20 protein-coding genes and 1 tRNA gene are annotated in these 20,854 nt (G+C 40.5%); 9 read left to right on the top strand and 12 right to left on the bottom strand.

What is annotated here, in order from left to right:
• Positions 1 to 20: 20 nt before the first annotated feature.
• Entirely contained in the window at positions 21 to 557 is a 537-nt protein-coding gene (locus ACYRY3_RS37775) for a hypothetical protein (RefSeq protein ID WP_460206866.1), read from the top strand.
• Between the two features lie 41 nt (positions 558 to 598).
• Positions 599 to 1,327 carry a hypothetical protein gene (locus ACYRY3_RS37770; protein ID WP_460206865.1) on the top strand — a complete coding sequence of 243 codons (729 nt, stop codon included), beginning with the start codon at positions 599 to 601 and terminating at the stop codon, positions 1,325 to 1,327.
• A 41-nt stretch (positions 1,328 to 1,368) separates the two neighbouring features.
• Here the strand turns inward: ACYRY3_RS37770 and ACYRY3_RS37765 are convergent, their stop codons facing one another.
• Positions 1,369 to 1,560 carry a hypothetical protein gene (locus ACYRY3_RS37765; RefSeq protein WP_460206864.1) on the bottom strand — a complete coding sequence of 64 codons (192 nt, stop codon included), beginning with the start codon at positions 1,558 to 1,560 and terminating at the stop codon, positions 1,369 to 1,371.
• Positions 1,561 to 1,855: 295 nt separating this feature from the next.
• On the opposite strand from ACYRY3_RS37765, the gene ACYRY3_RS37760 reads away from it, so the two are divergent.
• Positions 1,856 to 4,609 (top strand): PAS domain-containing protein, encoded by a 2,754-nt coding sequence (locus ACYRY3_RS37760; protein ID WP_460206863.1) that lies wholly within the window; start codon positions 1,856 to 1,858, stop codon positions 4,607 to 4,609.
• Positions 4,610 to 4,643: 34 nt separating this feature from the next.
• Here the strand turns inward: ACYRY3_RS37760 and radC are convergent, their stop codons facing one another.
• The 3 genes from radC to ACYRY3_RS37745 form a co-directional block, all read right to left on the bottom strand.
• Positions 4,644 to 5,375 (bottom strand): RadC family protein, encoded by a 732-nt coding sequence (gene radC, locus ACYRY3_RS37755; protein ID WP_460206862.1) that lies wholly within the window; start codon positions 5,373 to 5,375, stop codon positions 4,644 to 4,646.
• 132 nt (positions 5,376 to 5,507) lie between these two features.
• Positions 5,508 to 6,443 carry a phosphoribulokinase gene (locus tag ACYRY3_RS37750; RefSeq protein ID WP_460206861.1) on the bottom strand — a complete coding sequence of 312 codons (936 nt, stop codon included), beginning with the start codon at positions 6,441 to 6,443 and terminating at the stop codon, positions 5,508 to 5,510.
• Between the two features lie 374 nt (positions 6,444 to 6,817).
• Complete coding sequence (locus ACYRY3_RS37745) at positions 6,818 to 7,024, bottom strand: hypothetical protein (protein WP_460206860.1); 207 nt, start codon at positions 7,022 to 7,024, stop codon at positions 6,818 to 6,820.
• A 374-nt stretch (positions 7,025 to 7,398) separates the two neighbouring features.
• Between ACYRY3_RS37745 and ACYRY3_RS37740 the strand changes: the two genes are divergently transcribed.
• Complete coding sequence (locus tag ACYRY3_RS37740) at positions 7,399 to 8,076, top strand: class I SAM-dependent methyltransferase (RefSeq protein ID WP_460206859.1); 678 nt, start codon at positions 7,399 to 7,401, stop codon at positions 8,074 to 8,076.
• Positions 8,077 to 8,094: 18 nt separating this feature from the next.
• Here the strand turns inward: ACYRY3_RS37740 and trhO are convergent, their stop codons facing one another.
• Positions 8,095 to 8,991, bottom strand: a complete 897-nt coding sequence (trhO, locus tag ACYRY3_RS37735) for an oxygen-dependent tRNA uridine(34) hydroxylase TrhO (RefSeq protein WP_460206858.1) — start codon at positions 8,989 to 8,991, stop codon at positions 8,095 to 8,097.
• Positions 8,992 to 9,076: 85 nt separating this feature from the next.
• Between trhO and ACYRY3_RS37730 the strand changes: the two genes are divergently transcribed.
• Positions 9,077 to 9,149: transfer RNA gene (locus ACYRY3_RS37730), tRNA-Ala, on the top strand.
• Here the strand turns inward: ACYRY3_RS37730 and ACYRY3_RS37725 are convergent.
• Positions 9,150 to 9,539 carry a 6-pyruvoyl trahydropterin synthase family protein gene (locus ACYRY3_RS37725; protein ID WP_460206857.1) on the bottom strand — a complete coding sequence of 130 codons (390 nt, stop codon included), beginning with the start codon at positions 9,537 to 9,539 and terminating at the stop codon, positions 9,150 to 9,152.
• 464 nt (positions 9,540 to 10,003) lie between these two features.
• On the opposite strand from ACYRY3_RS37725, the gene ACYRY3_RS37720 reads away from it, so the two are divergent.
• Both ACYRY3_RS37720 and ACYRY3_RS37715 read left to right on the top strand, forming a co-directional pair.
• Positions 10,004 to 10,261, top strand: a complete 258-nt coding sequence (locus ACYRY3_RS37720; protein ID WP_460206856.1) for a hypothetical protein — start codon at positions 10,004 to 10,006, stop codon at positions 10,259 to 10,261.
• Between the two features lie 172 nt (positions 10,262 to 10,433).
• On the top strand, positions 10,434 to 10,760 hold the full coding sequence (locus ACYRY3_RS37715; RefSeq protein ID WP_460206855.1) for a hypothetical protein: 327 nt from the start codon (positions 10,434 to 10,436) through the stop codon (positions 10,758 to 10,760).
• Here ACYRY3_RS37715 and ACYRY3_RS37710 read toward each other — a convergent pair.
• From ACYRY3_RS37710 to ACYRY3_RS37700, 3 genes are read right to left on the bottom strand one after another with little or no spacing between them, the layout of a single operon-like run.
• Positions 10,713 to 13,049 carry a CHASE2 domain-containing protein gene (locus tag ACYRY3_RS37710; protein ID WP_460206854.1) on the bottom strand — a complete coding sequence of 779 codons (2,337 nt, stop codon included), beginning with the start codon at positions 13,047 to 13,049 and terminating at the stop codon, positions 10,713 to 10,715. The genes ACYRY3_RS37715 and ACYRY3_RS37710 overlap by 48 nt on opposite strands.
• A 23-nt stretch (positions 13,050 to 13,072) precedes the next feature.
• The gene (locus tag ACYRY3_RS37705; RefSeq protein ID WP_460206853.1) at positions 13,073 to 14,035 is read right to left on the bottom strand and encodes a DUF1822 family protein; all 963 of its coding nucleotides are present in this window, start codon (positions 14,033 to 14,035) and stop codon (positions 13,073 to 13,075) included.
• Positions 14,036 to 14,068: 33 nt separating this feature from the next.
• Positions 14,069 to 14,701 carry a sigma-70 family RNA polymerase sigma factor gene (locus ACYRY3_RS37700; protein ID WP_460206852.1) on the bottom strand — a complete coding sequence of 211 codons (633 nt, stop codon included), beginning with the start codon at positions 14,699 to 14,701 and terminating at the stop codon, positions 14,069 to 14,071.
• Positions 14,702 to 14,921: 220 nt separating this feature from the next.
• Between ACYRY3_RS37700 and ACYRY3_RS37695 the strand changes: the two genes are divergently transcribed.
• Both ACYRY3_RS37695 and ACYRY3_RS37690 read left to right on the top strand, forming a co-directional pair.
• Complete coding sequence (locus ACYRY3_RS37695) at positions 14,922 to 15,137, top strand: hypothetical protein (protein WP_460206851.1); 216 nt, start codon at positions 14,922 to 14,924, stop codon at positions 15,135 to 15,137.
• A gap of 517 nt (positions 15,138 to 15,654) precedes the next feature.
• Positions 15,655 to 16,203: a DUF2808 domain-containing protein gene (locus ACYRY3_RS37690; RefSeq protein ID WP_460206849.1), complete on the top strand. Its 549-nt coding sequence runs from the start codon at positions 15,655 to 15,657 to the stop codon at positions 16,201 to 16,203.
• 60 nt (positions 16,204 to 16,263) lie between these two features.
• Here the strand turns inward: ACYRY3_RS37690 and ACYRY3_RS37685 are convergent, their stop codons facing one another.
• The 3 genes from ACYRY3_RS37685 to ACYRY3_RS37675 all read right to left on the bottom strand — a co-directional run bounded on the left by ACYRY3_RS37685 (position 16,264) and on the right by ACYRY3_RS37675 (position 20,810).
• Complete coding sequence (locus tag ACYRY3_RS37685; protein WP_460206848.1) at positions 16,264 to 18,951, bottom strand: type I polyketide synthase; 2,688 nt, start codon at positions 18,949 to 18,951, stop codon at positions 16,264 to 16,266.
• 267 nt (positions 18,952 to 19,218) lie between these two features.
• Positions 19,219 to 19,587 carry a DUF4342 domain-containing protein gene (locus ACYRY3_RS37680; RefSeq protein WP_460206847.1) on the bottom strand — a complete coding sequence of 123 codons (369 nt, stop codon included), beginning with the start codon at positions 19,585 to 19,587 and terminating at the stop codon, positions 19,219 to 19,221.
• A 260-nt stretch (positions 19,588 to 19,847) separates the two neighbouring features.
• On the bottom strand, positions 19,848 to 20,810 hold the full coding sequence (locus tag ACYRY3_RS37675; protein ID WP_460206846.1) for a TauD/TfdA family dioxygenase: 963 nt from the start codon (positions 20,808 to 20,810) through the stop codon (positions 19,848 to 19,850).
• Positions 20,811 to 20,854 lie beyond the last annotated feature (44 nt).

Genomic DNA, 20,854 nt, shown 5'->3' with positions numbered 1-20,854 from the left:
GAAAATACTTACGTACACAAATGAGAAGAACCCATTTTGTTTTGTTACTAGCATCCAGCCTGTTAGTCATTTCAGGGTTAGCAGTAAAATTGACATCTGTGTCTAGTGCTTCTAGTACTGGTATTCCAAAGGAAGCAAAAGAAGCCTACGAGAACAGTAAAAAAGACACAAAAAAAATTGAGGAGCAATATAAGGACAATAAAAACCTGACAAAAGATAAGTTAATTCGGGAAGATAAGGCTATTGAAAAGGCAGCACCAGGAGGTACTCTGGTTAAAACAAAACTCACAACTTTAGGGTCAACTGAAAAAGAATTAGGTCTAGCTAGGGCATACTATGCAAACGAAAACAGACAGGTGTGGGTAGTTGAAAAAGAGCATTTAGATGGTTTTTTAGCTCCTGGAGGCAAGTATAAAAAAGCCAAAGTCTACAGCCTTATTGATGCAGAAACAGGAGTCACTATGGGAATAGCTGTAAAGAGCAACAGGGATGATTTTAGCCATAATATGGAGGCACCCACTCCCGTTAATCCTGAACCTCCAAAACCCGGAATCTAAAATTTAAAAAAGCTTAAATAAGGATTTAAAGAACCAAAATCATGATTGAGAATCTTAAACTTTTTCTGGTTGCTCTTCCTTTAGTAGTTATAAACAGTCAGACATCATTAGCTTACCGTATTGAGCCTCACGCCTATGCTGAACACTCGGTTTTTGCTCCAGATATCCAAGGTGTGAAAGCTGTCTCCAATAATAAAGTGGATTTGATTGCTCCCACAGGGAATTCTTATGGCTCTTTCATTACTAAGGAGATATGGATTAGAATTGAAAATACTGGAGTCGGAGAATTTATTGAGAACGGTGCTTTAGCTGGGCAGTGGGGTAATTGGGACGGCAGTGGGTTTTACCCTTTTACGGGCCACTTTTATGGTTATCGTTACTGTGATGGAACGGGTAATTCTAACTGTACAACTTACTATGGAAACCCTTACGTTAATAATCCTCCTCCAGGATACAATGCCTATGAAATAAGAAAAATAGGCTCAACTTGGTATGTTATTACTGATGGAAATATTATTTCTTCTACTCCTTTTAGCAATTATCAAAATGGAAAAAGAGGGGATGTTGGTATTGAAAGCAGTGATACTGATTTTTCCTTTGTAAGTGGAACAGCTTTGTATAACTACTCTGTTCGATTAGGAGATTACAATGAATTCGTAGTGGCAAGCGGTATTTACAACACAGACTACAATACTTATAACGGAATGAGATCGGCGTTTAGTTACAACTCTGCAACTAACGAAAACGCAATCAGTCTTTACCACAACTAAAAACTAAAAAAGTCTCGGTTACATAACCGAGGCTTTCTTTACTATCTTATTTTTTTCTTCAAAATGTACAAACCTATGACTCCTATGCCTATAATGCTAGAATGTTCTGGGACAGCTTTTGTGACAAATCCTCTTGGTGGTTCAAGATGTCCTGTTGGTATGTAGGGCGAAACAGATTTTGGTGTTTGTACTTGTAAATTAAGAACAAGGCTTATAGCTAATAAACTTTGCATATCGCTCTCTTTAAATTTGAGTTATCTAATACTATATTATTTGGAAATTTATTTTAAATAATTTAAATAAATTTGAAGCCAGTTAGCATGAATAAAGTTCAGGAGTTAATATTGTTTTTGGTCATTTATTATTCGTAACAAGTGAGGATTTCTGCTCTTTCCAGGAATTACCTAATTAGCAGTAATGTGAGTTTGAGGAATTTATGCCCTTTAGTAGAGGCAACGATTAATATACTAATTGGTATATTCAGTAAAATCTGTGCTTTCCAAGGAAAGTTTAACTATCGCTCAAAATATGGAAAAGGTCTTAGATAGCATTACTGACGGATTTGTTACCCTAGACAAAGAATGGCGCTACACTTTTGTTAATAAAAAGATAACCCAAATAGCAGGGATGCAAAAAGAAGACTTTTTGGGCAGAAGTATTTGGGAGTTATTTCCAGATACAGTTGGTAGTTCCTTTGACACAGAATTACACCGAGCTATCGCAGAGCAAATCACGGTGCATTTTGAATATTTTTACTCCAAATGGAATCGTTGGTTTGAAAATCGAGTGTATCCATCAGATAAAGGGGTATCAATATTTACAATTGACATTACCGAAAACAAACGCGTTCAAAAGCGTTTAGCTGTGCATTATGCGATCGGTTGCGTCCTCGCTGAAGGCACCAAACTTGCTGATGCTGTTCCAGCTATCTTACAATCTCTATGTGAAAGTTTGGAATGGGAAGTCGGCATCTTTTGGAGTGTAGATCCTCAAGCTGATGTTCTGCGCTGTGTTGATATTTGGCATACATCAGATATCAATTCCAAAACTTTTAACCAGTGCAAAACCTTTTCCTTTGGAGAAGGTTTACCTGGTCGTGTTTGGGCAAGCGGTCAGCCTGCTTGGATCGAGAATATTAATGAGAATGATAACTTCCTTAGAACAGACGAAGCAGTAAAAAGCGGGCTAAAAACCGCCATTGAGTTACCAATTATATCGGGTAACAAAATTTTAGGCGTGATTGAGTGTTTTAGCAATCGTATTCAAGAATTTGATGCAGAATTGCTACAGATAATAGCAGCAATTGGCGGTCAAATAGGACAGTTCATGAACCGGAAGCGCACAGAAGAAGCTTTACAAAAAAGCCAAGAACTCTTTGACAGCTTTATGAGTAATAGCCCTGCTACAGCATTTATCAAAGACCAAGAAGGACGCTATGTTTACGTTAATCGATTAGTAGAGCAAACTTTTAACCGCAATTTAGAAGATTGGGTTGGGAAAACAGATTTTGACCTTTTTCCCATCGAGACGGCGCAGCAATTGCGTAAAAATGACTTGATGGTGTTGGAACAAGGACAGACTATCAAGCAATTGGAAACTGCTCCCCACGAGGATGGAGAACACCATTACATCTCCTTCAAGTTTCCTATAGGAAATGCTGTTGGAAAACAACTCGTGGCAGGGATGTCTGTAGATATTACAGAACGCAAGCAAGCCGAAGAAGCTTTGCGAGAAAGCGAGTTAAATTTCCGCACTTTGGCAGACACAATGCCGCAATTGTTTTGGACAACTCGTCCCGACGGCTACCATGAGTATTTTAACCAGCGCTGGTATGAATACACTGGTATGACTTTGGAGCAAACTCAAGGTTGGGGGTGGAGCCATTTGTTACACCCAGAAGACAAACAAAGGTGTTTGGATGTCTGGAATGAATCCTTAAGGACAGGTGAAAAGTACAACATTGAATATCGTTTTCGACGTTCTAGTGATGGGCAATACCGTTGGTTTTTGGGTCAGGCATTTCCTTTGCGAGATGCAGATGGACGGATTATAAGATGGTTTGGCTCCTGTACGGATATTCACGACCAGAAATGTGTAGTTTTTGAGCGCGACCAGGCGTTAGAACGAGAACGAGCCGCACGTGCTGCGGCTGAATCGGCTAACCGTATTAAGGATGAGTTTCTGGCAGTGCTTTCTCACGAACTGAGATCGCCCCTCAATCCAATTCTCGGTTGGGCAAAGCTGTTGCAGAAGGGTAAAGTCACTCAACAAAATCTTCGACGCGGTTTAGAAACTATTGCGCGGAATGCGGAATTGCAAGCTCGATTGATTGAGGACTTGCTTGATGTGTCTAGAATTTTACGTGGGAAGCTCACTCTCAGTGTTTGTCCCGTGAATCTAGAATTCATTATTTCAGAAGCTTTAGAAACGGTTCGTTTGGCAGCCCAAGCAAAAAAGATTCAATTAACGACGGTATTGGAGCCAGATGTCGGTCAAGTTGTGGGTGATGCGGCTCGCTTACAACAAGTGGTTTGGAATCTTTTGTCTAACGCCATCAAGTTTACCCCTCAAGGTGGGACAGTAGAGGTTCGATTAGAGCGAGTTGGTACAATTGCCCAGTTGCAAGTCATAGATACCGGCATTGGTATTAGTCCAGAATTTTTACCAAACATATTTGATGACTTTCGTCAAGAAAATAGTTCAACAACAAGGAAATTTGGTGGATTAGGGCTGGGACTGGCAATTGTTCACCATTTAGTAGAACTACACGGTGGAACAGTGCAAGCGGAAAGCCTTGGAGAAAACCACGGTGCAACCTTTACTGTCCGTTTGCCTTTGGCGAGCAATCGCGCTGATACTTTGATTAACAGTAAGCCACAAGATGAGTTTTTCAATTTAAACGGTATTAAAGTTTTAGTCGTAGATGATGATGCTGATTCGCGAGATTTTATAGCCTTTGCACTAGAACAATCTGGGGCATTGGTTACCGCAGTATCATCGGCATCTGAAGCACTAGAAGTTATGACAAGGGTAATGCCAGATATTTTAGTCAGCGATATAGGGATGCCAGAAATGGACGGTTATGAAATGTTACGACAAATCCGGGGTTGGACAAAAGAACAAGGAGGGCAGATACCAGCGATCGCACTAACCGCATATGCAGGAGAGTGCGATCGAAAACAAGCACTTGCCGCAGGTTTTCAGGTACACATATCAAAACCCATAGAAATTTATACTTTAACAGCCGCAACGATCGGATTACTGAGAGGCAGTTACATGTAGCTAGGAACTTACTTTTACAGCCGCAACCCTACTTTCAATCTCCTTGCGGGCACTCCTCCCACAAAGTTGTAATCTCTCGCAAACTTTGGTGATTGCCATCCCCTAAAATAAGATGGTCTAGCAAAGGAATACCTAACAGCTGTGCTCCGGCTAACAACTGGCGCGTTAATTCAATATCTGCTTGACTGGGTTCAACATTTCCAGAGGGGTGGTTGTGTGCGACTATGAGCCGAGTTGCTCCCTGTCGTATGACTTCCCGAAAGATCTCTCGAGGTGGTGCTAAGGTTTCTGTAGCAGTGCCAATTGTAATCACTTGCGTTCCTAACAAGCGGTTTTTTACGTCCAACAGAACAACAGCGAATTTTTCCTGATTTTGCCACATCAAGTCTTGACTGAGAGCCGCCGCCGCCGCCGCCGGACTATCAATGACTGTTTTTTCTCCCGGACGAGCGTGAAAGGCTCGTTTACCCAACTCAACTGCCGCTAAAATAGTCGTTGCTTTCGCTGGCCCAATGCCAGGAATTTGCATTAACTCAGTGGCGCTAACATCTCGCAAAACGACTAACGGTTCTCGCTGATGTTTGCTCAGTTCGTTTAAAATATATTGCCCCAATCCTACAGCAGAGAGTTTTCCGGGTCCCTGACCAGTTCCTAGCAGAATTGCTATTAACTCGGCTGTGGCTAAAACTTTGGAACCGTAAGTTAGCAAACGCTCTCGCGGACGTTCAGTCTCAGGCATATCAGCGATTCTGAGGCAATAAGTCATACACGCATACAGGTAGATAAGGATGATACATTTACTTCTTCCTAGAAATCCCCTGTAAATTTTGAAACTTATACTTTTTTGACAAATTATTTAATATTTGCCTGTTCCTCAATTGTTTCTCTGCTCTGCTACTTAATGAATTTGTGTAGCCTTAAGCATATGATAGGTAATCAGTAACTGAGTGAGGGCAAGTGGGTAACTTTGGATTGTCTCCCCTGTTGTACCTGCTACTTTGCCTAATTCTGGGTTCCCTTCGCGATCGCATATATTCTGTAAATAGGGCATATCAGAACAAAGAATATGTTCGAGCTTATTCACCTGTTCTAGAGTTGCATGACCATCGACTTCCAAAACATCCACTGGCTTACCCATATCCCTATCTAATCCCAAGCGGATTGCTGATTCAAAATTCCCATTCCCGTAGTTGATAATTTGGGTGAAGTCAGGGTGAGGAATGGTGGGACGAAGTACCAGACGGACATTCAGGTGTCCGTTAGTTTGCTCCAAATCATTACTAGGAGGGTAGAAACTCACCACTATATCAGACCATTGCCGTTGGGGGCGGATAAACTCTTCTGAATCTGGTTCGCGTTTTCTGAGTTCTTCAAGAACTTGTTCTTCCGTATAGCCTCGCTTCTGTGTGTCTCGCTTCACTTTCCACTGAGCGCGAAGGTCTTCAGGGGGTGCAAGGTAAACTTTTACATCATAACTCTCACGAGCGACACGAGTAGAATAACCTAACAAGCCTTCAATAATGACAAATTTCTTCGGTTTTATATATGTAGGAGGCTCAAATGTACCGGTCTTGTGGCTGTAAACCGGTTTGAGAATCGGCTGCCCTGTCCGCAGTAGCGACAGGTGCTGCTGCATGATATCTAGATGGTTGCAGTCATGATGCAGTGCAGTAATATTTATCTCCGCACGCTGTTTGCGATCGTACTTATGATAGTCATCAGTACATATCACCGTGACATTTTCTGGTCCAAGAATCTGAGCAATTCCCTTACTTAATGTTGTTTTTCCAGCGGCGCTGTCACCAACAATACCAAGTATAATAGGACGGCTCATAATTTTTCCCCCAGTAGTACAGTAAATCGCATTTTTAAATTGTATGATACTTTACTAAATTTTAGATTAATAAGGAAACACTATTCCAAAAAGAAAACCCTTCTTGACAACCCGTGTCACCTCATTTTTGTCACGAAATCTTGATAAGAACATCAAAAAATTAGGGTTTTTTGTTATTTAACTATACAGCTATTTATATTTATAACTAATTTAATACTTTTATTAACAAAATATTTAATGGCAACAAAAACCTGGTTTTTCCAAGCAACCAGGTTCCTATGTGAAATGTGATTCAGAGGATTTGAAACGAAAAATCAGTCTTTTCAGACGCAAAAACCGAATTTTCCTTCAATTTTGATTAAGAAACGAGTGCTCTAACAAGATTTGCGAACGTAACTGCAATCGAAGTATTCTAGCGCCTCTGCAGTAGAGTCAAAGTTACCCATAGTGTAAATCGGTTCTCCTTGTCTGCCAGATTGCCCTTCCCACACCTTCAAGTAGTAACTTTTATTATCTGTTGTTCGCCAAATTTCGTAACTGTAACCACCACCTGCCCCATTCAGGGTTAATGAATCAGCCATTACAGCAGTCGATAAGGTTAACAGGGACAATAATGTTAAAAAAGTTACTTTAATTTTTAAGCCAAACATTGTTAGACGTGATAAATTACACTTCTTTGATAACCCTTTTGATTGTAAAAAATAGTAAAGCGTTTTTGTTATAAGAATAAAGAGACCTTGTTTTTTTGATTGCTCAAGAAACAAGTTGCTTGATAATAATCGTAATATTACTTACTCTAAGTATTACTGCTTGAGTTCAAATGTATAAAACATTGAAAATGTCCTTTGCCCTTTGCAAATGACAAATGACTGAGGACAGATAACGACAAATTATAGTTATATTTAATTCGCCTGCTAAGTTAACCTTACAATTAACAATTAGCAATGAGCAAAATATGACAAATCAAACACTGGGACTGGAAAAAAATCTTTATGAGTACCTACTGTCTGTATCTGTAAGAGAACCGGAGATATTAACAAAACTCAGGCAGGAAACAGCACAGCATCCGATGAGCCGAATGCAAATTGCTCCAGAACAGGGGCAGCTTCTGTCATTATTAATACAATTATTGGGGGCAAAAAAAACGTTAGATATAGGTGTATTTACAGGATACAGTTCGCTGGTAGTGGCAATGGCATTACCACCAGGAGGTAAGGTCATTGCTTGTGATGTGAGTCAGGAGTATACAGCGATCGCCCGTCGTTATTGGCAGCAAGCAGGCGTGGCAGATAAAATCGAGCTACATATCGCCCCAGCAGCGGAAACATTAGACCGCTTGCTTGCACAAGGAGAAGGGGAAACATTTGATTTTACTTTTATCGATGCAGACAAAAGCAACTACGATAATTACTACGAGCGAGCTATAAAGTTGGTGCGACCGGGCGGGCTAATTGCTATTGATAATGTACTGTGGTCGGGAAGAGTTGCAGATTCTCAAGTGCAAGACAATAGAACAAACCACATCCGGGCTTTTAATCAGAAGCTGCATCAAGACCAACGAGTTACAATCAGCTTATTGCCAATTGCCGATGGTTTAACTTTGGCACTAAAGCTTAAGACGGTTAGTGGTTAGTGGTTGATGGAAAAACTATTAACCGTTATGTAGCTTCTTTTTTGCTAATTCTAACTGTCGTTGTTTTTCTTGCTGACGTACTTTTTTCTCTTCGGAGAGACTATCAAAACAGTAAGGGCAGGAAACTCCTTCTTGGTATTTAGAAGAGGTTTTATCAGCCTCAGAAATGGGATGTCCGCAGCTGGGACACATATCATAAGTACCTGGTTCCAAACTGTGACGAACAGCGATACGTTGATCGAAAACAAAACATTCGCCTTCCCACAAACTCTCAGACTCTGGCACTTCCTCTAAATATTTAAGAATTCCGCCTTTTAAATGATACACTTCTTGAAACCCCTGGGAAAGCATGAAGGACGAGGCTTTCTCACAGCGAATTCCACCCGTACAAAACAAAGCAACTTTTTTGTGTTTTTTGGGATCTAACTGATGGCGAACGTATTCTGGAAATTCTCGGAATGACTTTGTATTGGGGTTTTGCGCTCTTTTGAAAGTTCCGATACTAACTTCGTAGTCATTACGCGTGTCGATAACGGTAACTTCTGGATCGTTCAGGAGGGTGTTCCAATCTTTAGGATTGACATAAGTGCCTACTTGTTCATTTGGGTCTACCTCAGGTAACCCAAGGGTCACAATTTCCTTTTTCAGACGCACTTTCATGCGTTCAAAAGGTGGGGTGTCAGCCTCAGACTCCTTAATTTCCAAATCGGCTAGGCGAGGATCGGAACGCAGAAAGGACAAAATTGCATCAATGGCTCGACGGGAACCTGCGATCGTACCGTTAATGCCTTCTGCTGCTAGCAGAACTGTTCCTTTAACGTCTTGTGCTTGGCACAAAGACAACAAAGGGTCTTGTTTGTCAGCAAAATCTGGCAAACTAACAAATTTATAAAGTGCAGCAACAACTAAAGCCATTTTTTGATTTATCCCCTTTCCGTAAACCAGCAGTTTGAGTTATGATACTTTCGTCAGGACAAATAGGTTACTTTCTCCATGTTAAGGGGGTATAGCTCAGTTGGTAGAGCGCCTGCTTTGCAAGCAGGATGTCAGGAGTTCGAGTCTCCTTACCTCCATTAGTCATCTTCGTATTCTACCCAAGAGTTTGGCGTCTCTGAGACCGCCACTTTTAATTGCACACCGGGCGGTACCCGTTTCTTGGTTTCATCATAAATATATTTGGCAATCATCTCAGCAGTTGTCTCATACTCAGGAGGCATAACTTCGTTGAGAATACCGTGGTCAAGCCCTCCTTTTGTGACATCCTGCTTAGCCCAACGCAAGGTTCTGAAATCAGCTACCATGACTGGATGGGGACAGTATTGCGAGGAGTGCAGCTTTGATGAGGTTGCTTCAATTCTTACCTTATAAGTGTGTCCGTGCAGGCGACCGCAAGGTCCATCATAATCCTTAATGTAATGGGCGCTATCAAATGTAAATTCAGTGCTCACTTTCCATTTAGGCATTTTTATATCCTTTTATAGCAACACATTTATTAACTAGCATTTTTGCTATGCGATCGACAATTATCTTGACAAGAAAATAGAATAATTTTCCTCAATAATTAAATTATTTGGTATAAATAGTTATTGTAAATAATTTATAAAATTTGCCAATTCCAATTTCTTTAAAATACTGAGTTTCTGATATCTCGCCCTTCAGATTAATTGGATAGGATAGCTATAAAAATTAATTTTCATATTTGTTTAACTTTATCATTAATTTTTTGACTGTATTTTTATTTTTTTATCAATTCAAGAGAGTTTGTTAAGCAAACATTAAAACCTCGTAGGTTGGGTTGAGGAACGAAACCCAACATTTTGCTGTACCGCATGAAAAACGCTCGCAGTAAAGGAGAACAACAGGAAACAGACTCATTAGATGAATCTAGGAGAAACGTTTCTCCTAACTCAGAATCTACAGAATCCGAGTGAAAGATGACGAACTGCGAAAACAACTCTTGTCAGAAGCAATAACAAACAATTGGTCTTTAAGCCAAATCAAAGAACAAATCATCGCCTACTCTTCATTTGAAACACCATCAACTAAAACACCTAACCAAATACCAGAACGGCTGAAAGATATCACCCAGCGCATAAAAAAACGTCAGCTATGGAAAGAACCCAGAAAACAAAAACAGTTAGTAAACCTTCTAAACAAGCTGGAAGCATTACTTGGGGACGAGTAATAACAATTCGCAATTCGCAATTAAAACACTCAGGTATTATCTGGGTTCTAGAGGTGGATATGTTTCATTATTTTAGCGAAATGGTATGAATTAGGGTAAATTATTAAGCAATCTCTATTTCTAGAGTTTTAAAACCAGTAATTCATAATTGGGTTCTTTGGGAGAAACAGAGATGGCTGAAGATTTACAGATTCGGCAATTACTCAAAGCTTGGTTAGATTACATCCACATCGAACATTTGAGTAATGCCAAAGTAGAAGCTGACGACTCAGAACACCCAAACATCTGGGATTCTCAAGTAAATCTGGTAGGGGATAAATTATTAATAGACGAGTCTTTATTTAAAAACATCAAGCAACAGTTTAGAAATTCAAAAAACCAAGGTCAAACAGAATTACCAAGATACAAGTTACAAGAAAAACGGCTGAAAGTCCCTAAGCCTTTTTGTTCCTTACTGATACCTCAAATTGGTAGAAATCATCTGGTGTTGATGGTGTGAAGCCAGGTACATCACCACAGTGCCACTAGTAACTACTAACACTAAGGCTGATGGAACGAGAGGAAGCCAGATGCCTTGGACGAAGAGGAACACACAAATAAAGTATAAAACGAAGAATGCGCTAACTATTGCCAGTATGAGATACAGTCTTGGCCAAAAACCCAAAGCAAGCGTGCCTCCAACGACAGCCCAACCCCAAATCCAAAAGACCTCGCCCCAGAGAGGTAAAATTGACATTAAAGGTCGTCCATCTTTCGCCGCGCTTACTAGCTGACTTACCATTTGCGCTTGCAAAATTACCCCAGGCATTTCCTGGTAAAATCCCTGTCCAACACTGTAGGGGGTACTCATATAATCATGGGCACTTTCCGCAGTAACACCAATCAGGATTATTCGATCTTTTATTTCTTTGGGGTTGACTTTACCTTTGAGAACATCTGCAAGCGTAACAGTAGGGGCAATTTCTAAAGGAGAACCTTGATGAGAACGGTAATTAAGCAATATTTGGTAGCCTTGTGTATCCTCTTGCTGATAGCCGCCCACGGGCGATCGCAACCGTTTGAGAACAACTTTACCTAAGTGCAATTCCCCTTGAGCATTCTTGGAAAGAATGTTTTCTTTTTCTAGATAGTGAAATGCCAACTGGGTACTGAGGGCGTAAGGTGAAGTGCAAGGGGATGCAGGATCGGTCGATTTCATTGCTATCAAATGACGACGCACAACCCTATCCGAGTCTTGGACAACATCACTAAAGCCAAGGCGTGATTGTGGAACTTCTGGAGGGGATGAAGTTCCTGGATGGTTTTTTGTGCGATCGCTGACTTTGCAAATGGCAAAAAAGCTGTCATCAGTTTGCAGACGAGTGACTAAAGCAGCCTGCTTGGATTCTACTGGAAAATCACGGTAAACATCTAAGCCTATCGTCCGTGGTTGGAACTGTGCTAGTTTTTCCAACAGTTGCGCCAGTGCTGTATCTGATAGCGACCCAATTCTATGCTGCTGTTCTGGCAGTTGAAAATCTTCTTCGGTGATTGTGACTATTAACAGGCGCGAATCTTGACTTTCCTGGGGACGCGATCGCATGAGTCTGTCATAAGCCTGTAACTCCCATGTTTGAAGTACTCCTTGGTATCGTACTCCCAGCACGCCGACGGTTACCAACAGACTAATAAGTAGAGAAGTTCCAAGGCAGCGACTGTTAAGCAAATGCCGAGGCTTTGGCCAAGTTATTGGCACTACGCCAGGGTGTTCGCAAATGACAGGCAACCAACTTGCACTCGGGCATTCTTTCTCCAATCCTTCGAGCCTTTCTCTAGCAGTCCGAACTGCTGTATAAATTGACTGTCCTGAAGAAAAAGCCACTAAAAAATGCCTGAGGAATGTTTGAGCCACCAAGTCCGGTACTGGTTCCCGCATGACAATTATTTGCGGAATGTGCAAATCTTGTAGTTCTCGCGCTAATCCCAAACCATCACAGGAGTTAAAAATTGCTAAGTGCAATCCGTTAGCAACAGCATTTCTCAAGGCATACTTGAGTTCGGGAATTGTGAGGCTTTCTGTCTGATTGATATAAATCCGACCTGTTTCACCCTCAGTCTTGCTATGACCGGCGAAAAATAGAATGTCCCAAGGCTGGTTCCACAGTTGGTCGTTGATTTCTTGAGGTTGAGGCTTTTCCAGAAAGGTGATAGCAGCATTTGGTAATTTTTTTAGCAATTGACGGTCTTGGTCTAAATTAATACCGTTGCTATCTCCAAAAATTGCCAAAATTTTAATTTTATTCCTTTTTCCTGGTGTCTGCGATGCAGCTAATCCTTCTGACTCTGGAACACTCAAGGCGACTTCAGCTTTGCGATAATCCCGATCCACCAAATCCCACAAATGCCAGGGAAGTTTATTTAGCTGCAAACAAGGAGTGCGAATGAGCACTCGCACTTCGTCCTCAGGCGTTAAGTATTTGAGTAATTTCTCCCGAACAGGACGAAAAGACTCACACAGCAGCCAGTTATTCAGGTGCTTACGCAACTCATGAGTTAAGTTGTAGCAATCCTCGCGTCGCTGCGAGATAGAACCATCATAAACAATTTTTTTTGCCTTAATGCGGCTAAATTGCCATAGACTGCGGTATGTTGACTGCCAATGGTTAATTGCTGTCACCATGTTTGAATTTGGGGGCAGATTACCAGTTATTTCTGTAGTGGGACGTTCGCCCTCAAACCCAATCTCTAGAGTTACCCGCACTCCCTCTTGCAAATTGCCATCTAGTTTCAGCACAACCAACTTTCTCATTGCCCGCCCCCGTGTTGTTCGCTTCAGATGACAAAATCTTCTACATTGCTGATATCCCCCAGTGCCAGTTTAATACTGAAACGTTCTCCCTCCTCAGCGCTAAACTGCAATTGAATGTTCTTATTGGTGCTTCTTGTTTGGGCTTCCATAACAGATGTTCCCTCAAAGTCAAGTACCATCAGTTGGAGATTTGATGGCAAATAATTTTGTTGACTTGTAGGATGTACTTCCACGATAATGTCCATTTCTCGGTCATTCTCTGGTGTAAGGGTAACTACTAAAATGACTGCTTGCTCAGTTATTTGGTTTCCCAAAGTAATTAACTTGCCCCTGCTAACAAAATCACCTTTAATACTTCTCAGACTGCTAGCTGCATACACTGCTTGAGTGCCTAAGAGAGCTTCAACTTCTTGCCAATCAGCAACAAAAATATCCTCGAACCATTGCCTTAATCTAATTAAATTTTGACTGATATTAAGCGATTGAAAATCTAAATCTGCTGCTTTCAATTGAATCAAATCAGCTAAATATTCCAGTAAAAACTCTAAAGATTGCAGTTGACTGATTGATACTAAATCGCTTGATAGCTCCTTAACAAATCCTAGCAGTTTTGCCTCTCGAAATGATTTACTAATTTGTACAACAACATAGCCAATTCGGTCTGAATGTGCTTCAATTGGCACATAAATAAACTGTTCTCCTTCCAATACCGGACGACACTCTAACTTGCCCAAATTCTTTAGCTCCAAATCGGCTACATCAAAAAGTATTTGCTGCAGTGTATTCCAACTATCACTAGCTTCCAAGTCTGTCTCAAAACCCATGAATTGCAGATACGAATTCACAAAAGATACAGATAAAGTATTCAGACGAACTTGTTCGCTTTTCTCTTGTGTAGCTTGTTGTCGGCAAAACTGTTCGGCTAGCTGTCTGGCTCCTGGAGATATGGGACCCGTATATGTTAAAAAAACTGTTTCGTTCATCATAATTCTTTGATAGACTATAAAATAATATGAAATCTACAAATACTCTCGTAATTTAGGAGCAAATTTTTTCACACACCTTTGATAAAAGTTATGTAATGTCGTAATTCCAATTTTTCCGTCTTGCGAAATTTTTTTCCAAGAAACTCCCGAATATCTTTTCCTAGCTATTGCTTGAAAATTGGCTTCAGGATGACCTTTTATATGTTCTTTGATAAAGATTCCTTCTGGATCGTCTTCTATACATTTTATGATTTGTTCGTATAAAGATATAGATTCAGATGAGGAGAGATTTTCTAAGTGTGAATTTTCCAAATTTATTTCGTTTTTGTTACCAATAATTCTAGGTATAGCCTCTGGAAAAAATCTTTTAGTAAGTAGTACATTCACCCAGGTTATGACCTCACCGCGTTCTGGGTTATATTTGCTAATATTTTCATCTTGACAAATGTAGAAAAATAAGCTTTGTACTGCTTCTTCATAAATATCTTCATAAAGTAGTTGAAATTGACCGCTATAGGGACGACTAAGTTTTCCCGACTGCCAAATGGCATTAATCAACTGTGTTAAAGCCATTCGTCGCTCTTTGGTTGCCTGAGGGGATTTTTGGGCAAGAAGCGCTAATTCTTTAAGTTGTGTATCTAACTGTTTTCTTGGATCGTTAGTCATAAAAGACCTCGAACGCTATGGCACCTCATCGCGAATCTCTATCTCTCTGAGTAAGGCATACGACTTTTACGCAGGCTTAGAGGAATTGTTACAAAAGTTTACTTAATTCCTAAAATAAGTTGTTCTTGGACACTTACTAGGGTACAACAACGCTCCTTCTCAGAAAAACACAAGGATGCTAGTGAAGTTGTATTACAAGTGCTTTTTCTGAGGTCAGACAATGAAGTTCAAATATATTGTAGTTCCATTGGCTACAACTGGAATCGTATCTGTATCCGCAGCCTATGCAAATACATCTTATTTCTTGCAATTCCTCAAAAATCCTCATGGAATAGTCAAAATTCTTCAACACGGGCAACTAGAAGCTAAACTACCACCCAATCGGGGAGTACCTACAACTGGTCGCGAAAGTGGCAGTAGCCGTAGTTTAAAGTAGAGTAATGGAATAACTAAAATTTGATAAATTTACCGTATTTTTATTGAATTTAAATCCATATAAATAGTAGTTCTTAGCTACTATAAAGTCAATCTAAGCAACCAATTAAAGGCACAAAATATCATCGAATTAGCGTGAATTAATTATTAGTAAAAAGTGCTTTTTATGAAAATCTAAACAAGAAAATATGTGTTACATTGAAAATGAATTAGCAAATATGAACAATTCAAAAGTCAATATACAGCATTTTTCAGGTAAATGAAGTACATCGGTAGGGGCATAAGCCCTGGGGATAGGCTACGCCAACCCTTAGCGTGCCGACACTTATGGGCATACGGCTGTTCTCCGTTAGAACCTCCTCTACTTCACACTTGTTGCAATCTGCTGTATTCAGATTGACTTTTGAGGTAAGGTTTTTGATTGAGTTAGGAAATTTTCAAGCCTAGCTCCACTTTTTCATGAATTTTCTTATCACAACCTGAGATAGAAGGTATTTTATAAATTTTGAGTTAATCCCATGAAAATAAATTTTAGGATTTGTAAAACAATCTACGCGAAAAACGCGAGAAAGTGGTTACTAGCTCTTTCAGTGGCTTCTTATGCATTAGCTAATAGCACAGTTGCCACTGCTGAACCACCGCATCTAGTTACTGCAACATCAACTTACACAGATACATTTGTTCGAGAAGCCACTTATTATTTCACAATTGCAGTTCCAGCCAGTGCAGGAAAACCCCTTCAGCAAGTAAATTTTACTCAAAAACAAGGTCTTGAGCAAATTCAATTTGATGGGAAAGACAGCCGTGCTTTTGAAGGAACACCCAATCGTAAAGGACAAAAGCTAGCATTTCAATTAACAAGAAGCGATAAACAGAAAGATACTGTTACAGTAATTTTTGACCAACCAATCCAACCGGGTCAGACAGTGACTATTGGTTTAAAACCATATCGCAATCCCAGTTACGAGGGCGTTTACTTATTTCAACTCACAGGTTTTTTCTCCAGACAGCAGGGTGACAGCCAATATCTTGGCACAGGTCGTTTGCAATTCTATAGAAGTGAATAAAATCCTGTTTTGTATTGAGAAACTAAAGAACCTTTAAATTACATAAAGTCCTCGACCAAATTAAAGAAGTTCGCCCTGACTGTCTTTTAGGTGTTGTTGATGTTCTCTAACTAAGACTGCCAACATTTCCGGTAGTAATTTCATCTGCTCTTGGGAAAAATTCCCAGCCTTTTGCATTAACTGAGCTAATTGTTGAGCATTTCCTTCATTCAATAAGTTAGTAATGGGAGTTTGAGTATTTTCTGGAGATAAAGCTTCTGCTCGTTGGTGCCCTTCTTCAGCCTCTGAAATCCAATAGCGCTGTCGCTGCCAAGGATAAGTTGGTAAACTCAGACGTTGTCGATTATAACCCCTGTCAAATTCAGACCAATCTATAGGGACTCCACGGATGTATAATTCTCCTAAACTTTGGAGTATTTGTTGCCAATCCTGTTGTGACTGATTCAAACTTGGTAGCCAAACCCCTACTTTTTCTGGCAAACATTGTTCAGCCATTTTTATTAAGATAGGTTTTGGTCCAATTTCAACAAACACCATATTATCAGAAGCATTGACTGTCTTGAAACTATCGGTCAATGCTACAACCGAATGCAAATGATTCCACCAATACTCTGGTGTAATACCTTTTTCAGTTAATCGTTCTCCCGTAAAGCCAGAGATCAGGTCAATTTGGGGTTTTGCATAAGTGACACTAGCAACGACTTGCTGGAATCGCTCCATTGCGGGTTTGATTTGTTGAGAATTCATATCCTTCTCATCAGCCAACCCTGCCAGCATCTTTTCTTTTTGCTGCAAACTTTGCACAACTAAAGCACGTTCGGCAATCAACTTTAGGCCATCTTCTAAGTTAAAGACCCCTGCAGCACAGGCAGCTGCGTATTCTCCAATTCCGTAACCTATCAGGACGTTCGGTTTAACACCCCAGGATTGCCACAACTGGAAGAGGGCATATTCCAAGGCAAATAGTGCAGGATGGGCGTAGGTAATTTCATTTAAAGGTGAAATTTCATCTGCCTGAGGATATAAAACACTTAGTAAAGGTTTATGCAAATAAGAACGTAAAATATCCTCACACTCATTTAGGGTTTGCTGGAAGATAGGGTGAGTTTGGTACAACTGGTATCCCATGCCTACATGGTGTGACCCTTCATGAGAGAAGAGGAAAGCTATTTTCGATCGCTTCCGATTATTCACAATTCCACTTATCAGCCCTGCAGGTTGTTTGCCATCAAGAAAATCACTGAGTGCTTGCTTTAACTGCTTGGTTGATGGGGCAACAACAGCAAGTCTGTGGTGAAAATGTGCCCTTCCTGTATTTGCTGTAAAGCAAACATTCGCCAGTTCGGACTCTGTCGGCAAAGTCTGAATATAACGTAATGCTAGCTCGTGTACTGCTTTATCATTTTTTGCTGATAGGGTGAGAATGTGTAAGGGACGCTCAATATTATTGATTAACACACTGGGCGCTGGCGCTTGTTCCAAAATAACATGACAATTAGCGCCACCAAAACTAAACGCGCTAACGCCAGCTACTCGGGGTTCTGTGCCAGTAGACCAAGGTTGGCAGTGAGTTGGAATGTTCAAAGAAGTGCCTTCAAGAGGGATATATCGGCTTCTTTGGTTCAAATGTAAGTGAGGTGGTATTTCCTGATGTTGTAAAGACAGTATTACCTTAATTAAACCAGCGATTCCAGCCGCACCTTCCAAATGCCCAATATTAGTTTTTACCGATCCAATCCAACAGGGCTGGTCAAGTGAACGCCCTTGCATCAATACCTGTTTTAAGGATTCAACTTCGATCGCATCTCCAAAAACAGTACCAGTAGAGTGAACCTCGACATAACTAATTTGTGCTGGTTCTATCTGAGCGTTGTCTAGAGCTTGGCTAATCACTGCTTGTTGAGACAATCCATGAGGTGCGCTGATTCCATTGCTCAAACCATTGTGATTCACTGCCGAGCCTCTAATAATCGCTAAGATATTATCTCCATCTCCCAAAGCATCAGACAGGCGTTTGAGAACAACGACTCCACAACCCTCTCCACGACTAAAACCATTCGCCTTGGCATCAAAAGTTTTACAACGACCATCAGCTGCCAGCATTTTTGCTGACGACATAATCATGGTTGATTCCGGGCACAGATTTAGGTGAACTCCTCCGGCTAATGCTAGATTAGACTCTTGAGTACGCAAACTTTGGCAAGCAAGATGCACTGCAACGAGTGAAGCAGAACAAGCCGTGTCTACTGTCATACTCGGACCGTGTAAATCCAGTAAATGAGAGAGACGATTAGCCAACAGAGAACGGTTAATACCTGTGCCACTGTGAGCATTCAATTTAGTTAAATTTCGATGTATTAAGCGATCGTAGTCACTATAGGTATTTCCAATAAACACCCCAGTTTGACTACCACAGACCTTATCCCATCTCAACGCTGCATTTTCTAAAGCTTCCCACGCTACCTCTAACAACAATCTCTGCTGAGGATCTATCTGTTTTGCCTCTTCAGGTAAAATCTCAAAAAATTCAGCATCAAATTGGTCTACGTTTTCTATGAAGCTACCCCATTGACTGCTAACTTTTGCTGGCTTTGCGGGTTCTGGGTCGTAGAAAGCGTCAACATTCCATCGCTCCAGAGGTACCTTAGTAATCAGATCGCGACCTTCCCTTAACGCGTACCAAAACGATTCTGGGTTATGACCACCCGGAAAACGACAGCCTGTGCCAATAATTGCTATGGGTTCCATGTTAATTCACTATTTTGTTCCACTTTTTGTGGGGAGTGGAAACATTTTTAAAAAAAGGGTATATAGCGGTTCTCAGTTGACAGCACTACATGATGCATATCTTGCGGGATGCCTATCTCACCCGTCTTAGGCAGACGGGATGGTTACACCACAAGAGCTGCATTAGATGCAAGTAAAAAGCGCTATATAACACCAACTCATTCCAGCCATTTTTAATAGACTTTGTAGCAATGATTTTACACTCAACATTGACCACAACTCAATGTTTTACGCAGTGACTCTCTCAACTATAATTCTTACACGGGTCACTAAAGCAGCGATCGCACCAAGTGCTGTGAGTATTGGAAAAAAGGCTGTACCCAGCAATCCCCCTACAACTCCCAATGACAATGGAATTTCCAGTAGTGTATATCCATCTTGTGTCTGAATGAGGATTCGCCGAATACTAGCTTGATGGATAAGGTTCAAAACTGTTTGAACTAAAGCATCGCTACTAATCTTCAATTCTTCTACATGAACGTTTGTTCTTGAGACATCTTCTTGACTGCTAGAAGGTGGATTAACATTGACATCCACATCAAAGTTTTCATTTTTAGTTCCGGTATTTTCTACGGGAGTATTCTTTGCCTCTGTCATTTGCTATGCCTCCGTATTGAGTAAACCCCTGCTCTACATTTTAAGCAATTCCATCACATCTTGACCAGTACAATCATATCTTTTTACACTGTGTCTATTTTTTCTTTAAAGACGATCGCATTTCTCCAACAGATAAGTAGGTCAGCACAATTAAACGTCTCTGTGTCAATAAAAATCAACAAACCCAAAACCTCTTTCCTATTGCCAGTAAGGCTTTTGTAGGGCTTCAGTCTTTTTCTTACGGTTTTTGACTGCTATACTCAAACTTCATTAAAGCTCATCAGTTCGCCCATTGCGACTAAAAGCTTTCTTTCTCCAATATAAGGATTACGCGCATGAGCAGTTAATAGGTTGTCTAGCATTAATAAATCCCCTGTTTGCCAAGAAAAGCTAATTTCTAACTCCTGATAGATTGCACAGATTTCTTCCATCACAGATTCTTCAATAGGAGAGCCATCACCGTAATAGCAATTTCGCGGTAAGTCTTCTTCCCGAAATGATAACATTAGAGCCTCTTGTACTTCCATATCTAAGCATGATATGTGCCAGTGTTGAGGCTGGGCAAACCAGGTTAATTCGTGAGTTTGAGGATGCTTTACGACAGCAGGGCGTACCGAACGAGTTCTTAAACCTCCGTCATCTTTCCATTCATAATTTATAAAAGAGTTTCTACAAATATTTTCTACTTTTGCTTTATCTGTTGTCTGAAAAACCTTTTGCCAGTCCAATCCAACCCCAGAGTTGTAGTTGCGGAGATACATCACCTTCTTTTCTATGAATTTCTCTCTAATTTTGGGATCGAGGAGTTCAAAAACCTTGCGGCTGTCAACAATCGGTGTCTCTCCTCCCTGCTGTGCTGGTTGAGAACAGCCAAAAAATATTTTCCTGGGCCAATGATAGTTGAAGGAGTTTTCGTTATGCCACAACAGTTTTTTCTCTCTAGGGTAAAAAACTGGAGTATATACATTACTGCTAATATTCTCGCGAGGATGTTCTCCATTATCATGAAACAAATCTGCAGAAAGCTTTAAGCAAGCCCGCTCAAACGCGATCGCTGTACTTAAATTGAACCCACGCCAAAGTATAGCACCATACTGATTCAACATTTGTGATATAAACTGCTGATTTTCTTCTATCCAATCTACTATGTCCGGGCTGTTTTCAGACGGTTGTATAACAATAGGAAATGTTTGCTGTAATTGTAAAGAATCTGTGTAAACCATTGCTTTTCTACCCTTTTATAATTGCCTTATTTTCTAGGTGGCTT

Source organism: Scytonema sp. NUACC21 (assembly GCF_054684315.1).
This window is presented reverse-complemented; position numbering and strand designations above follow the sequence as displayed.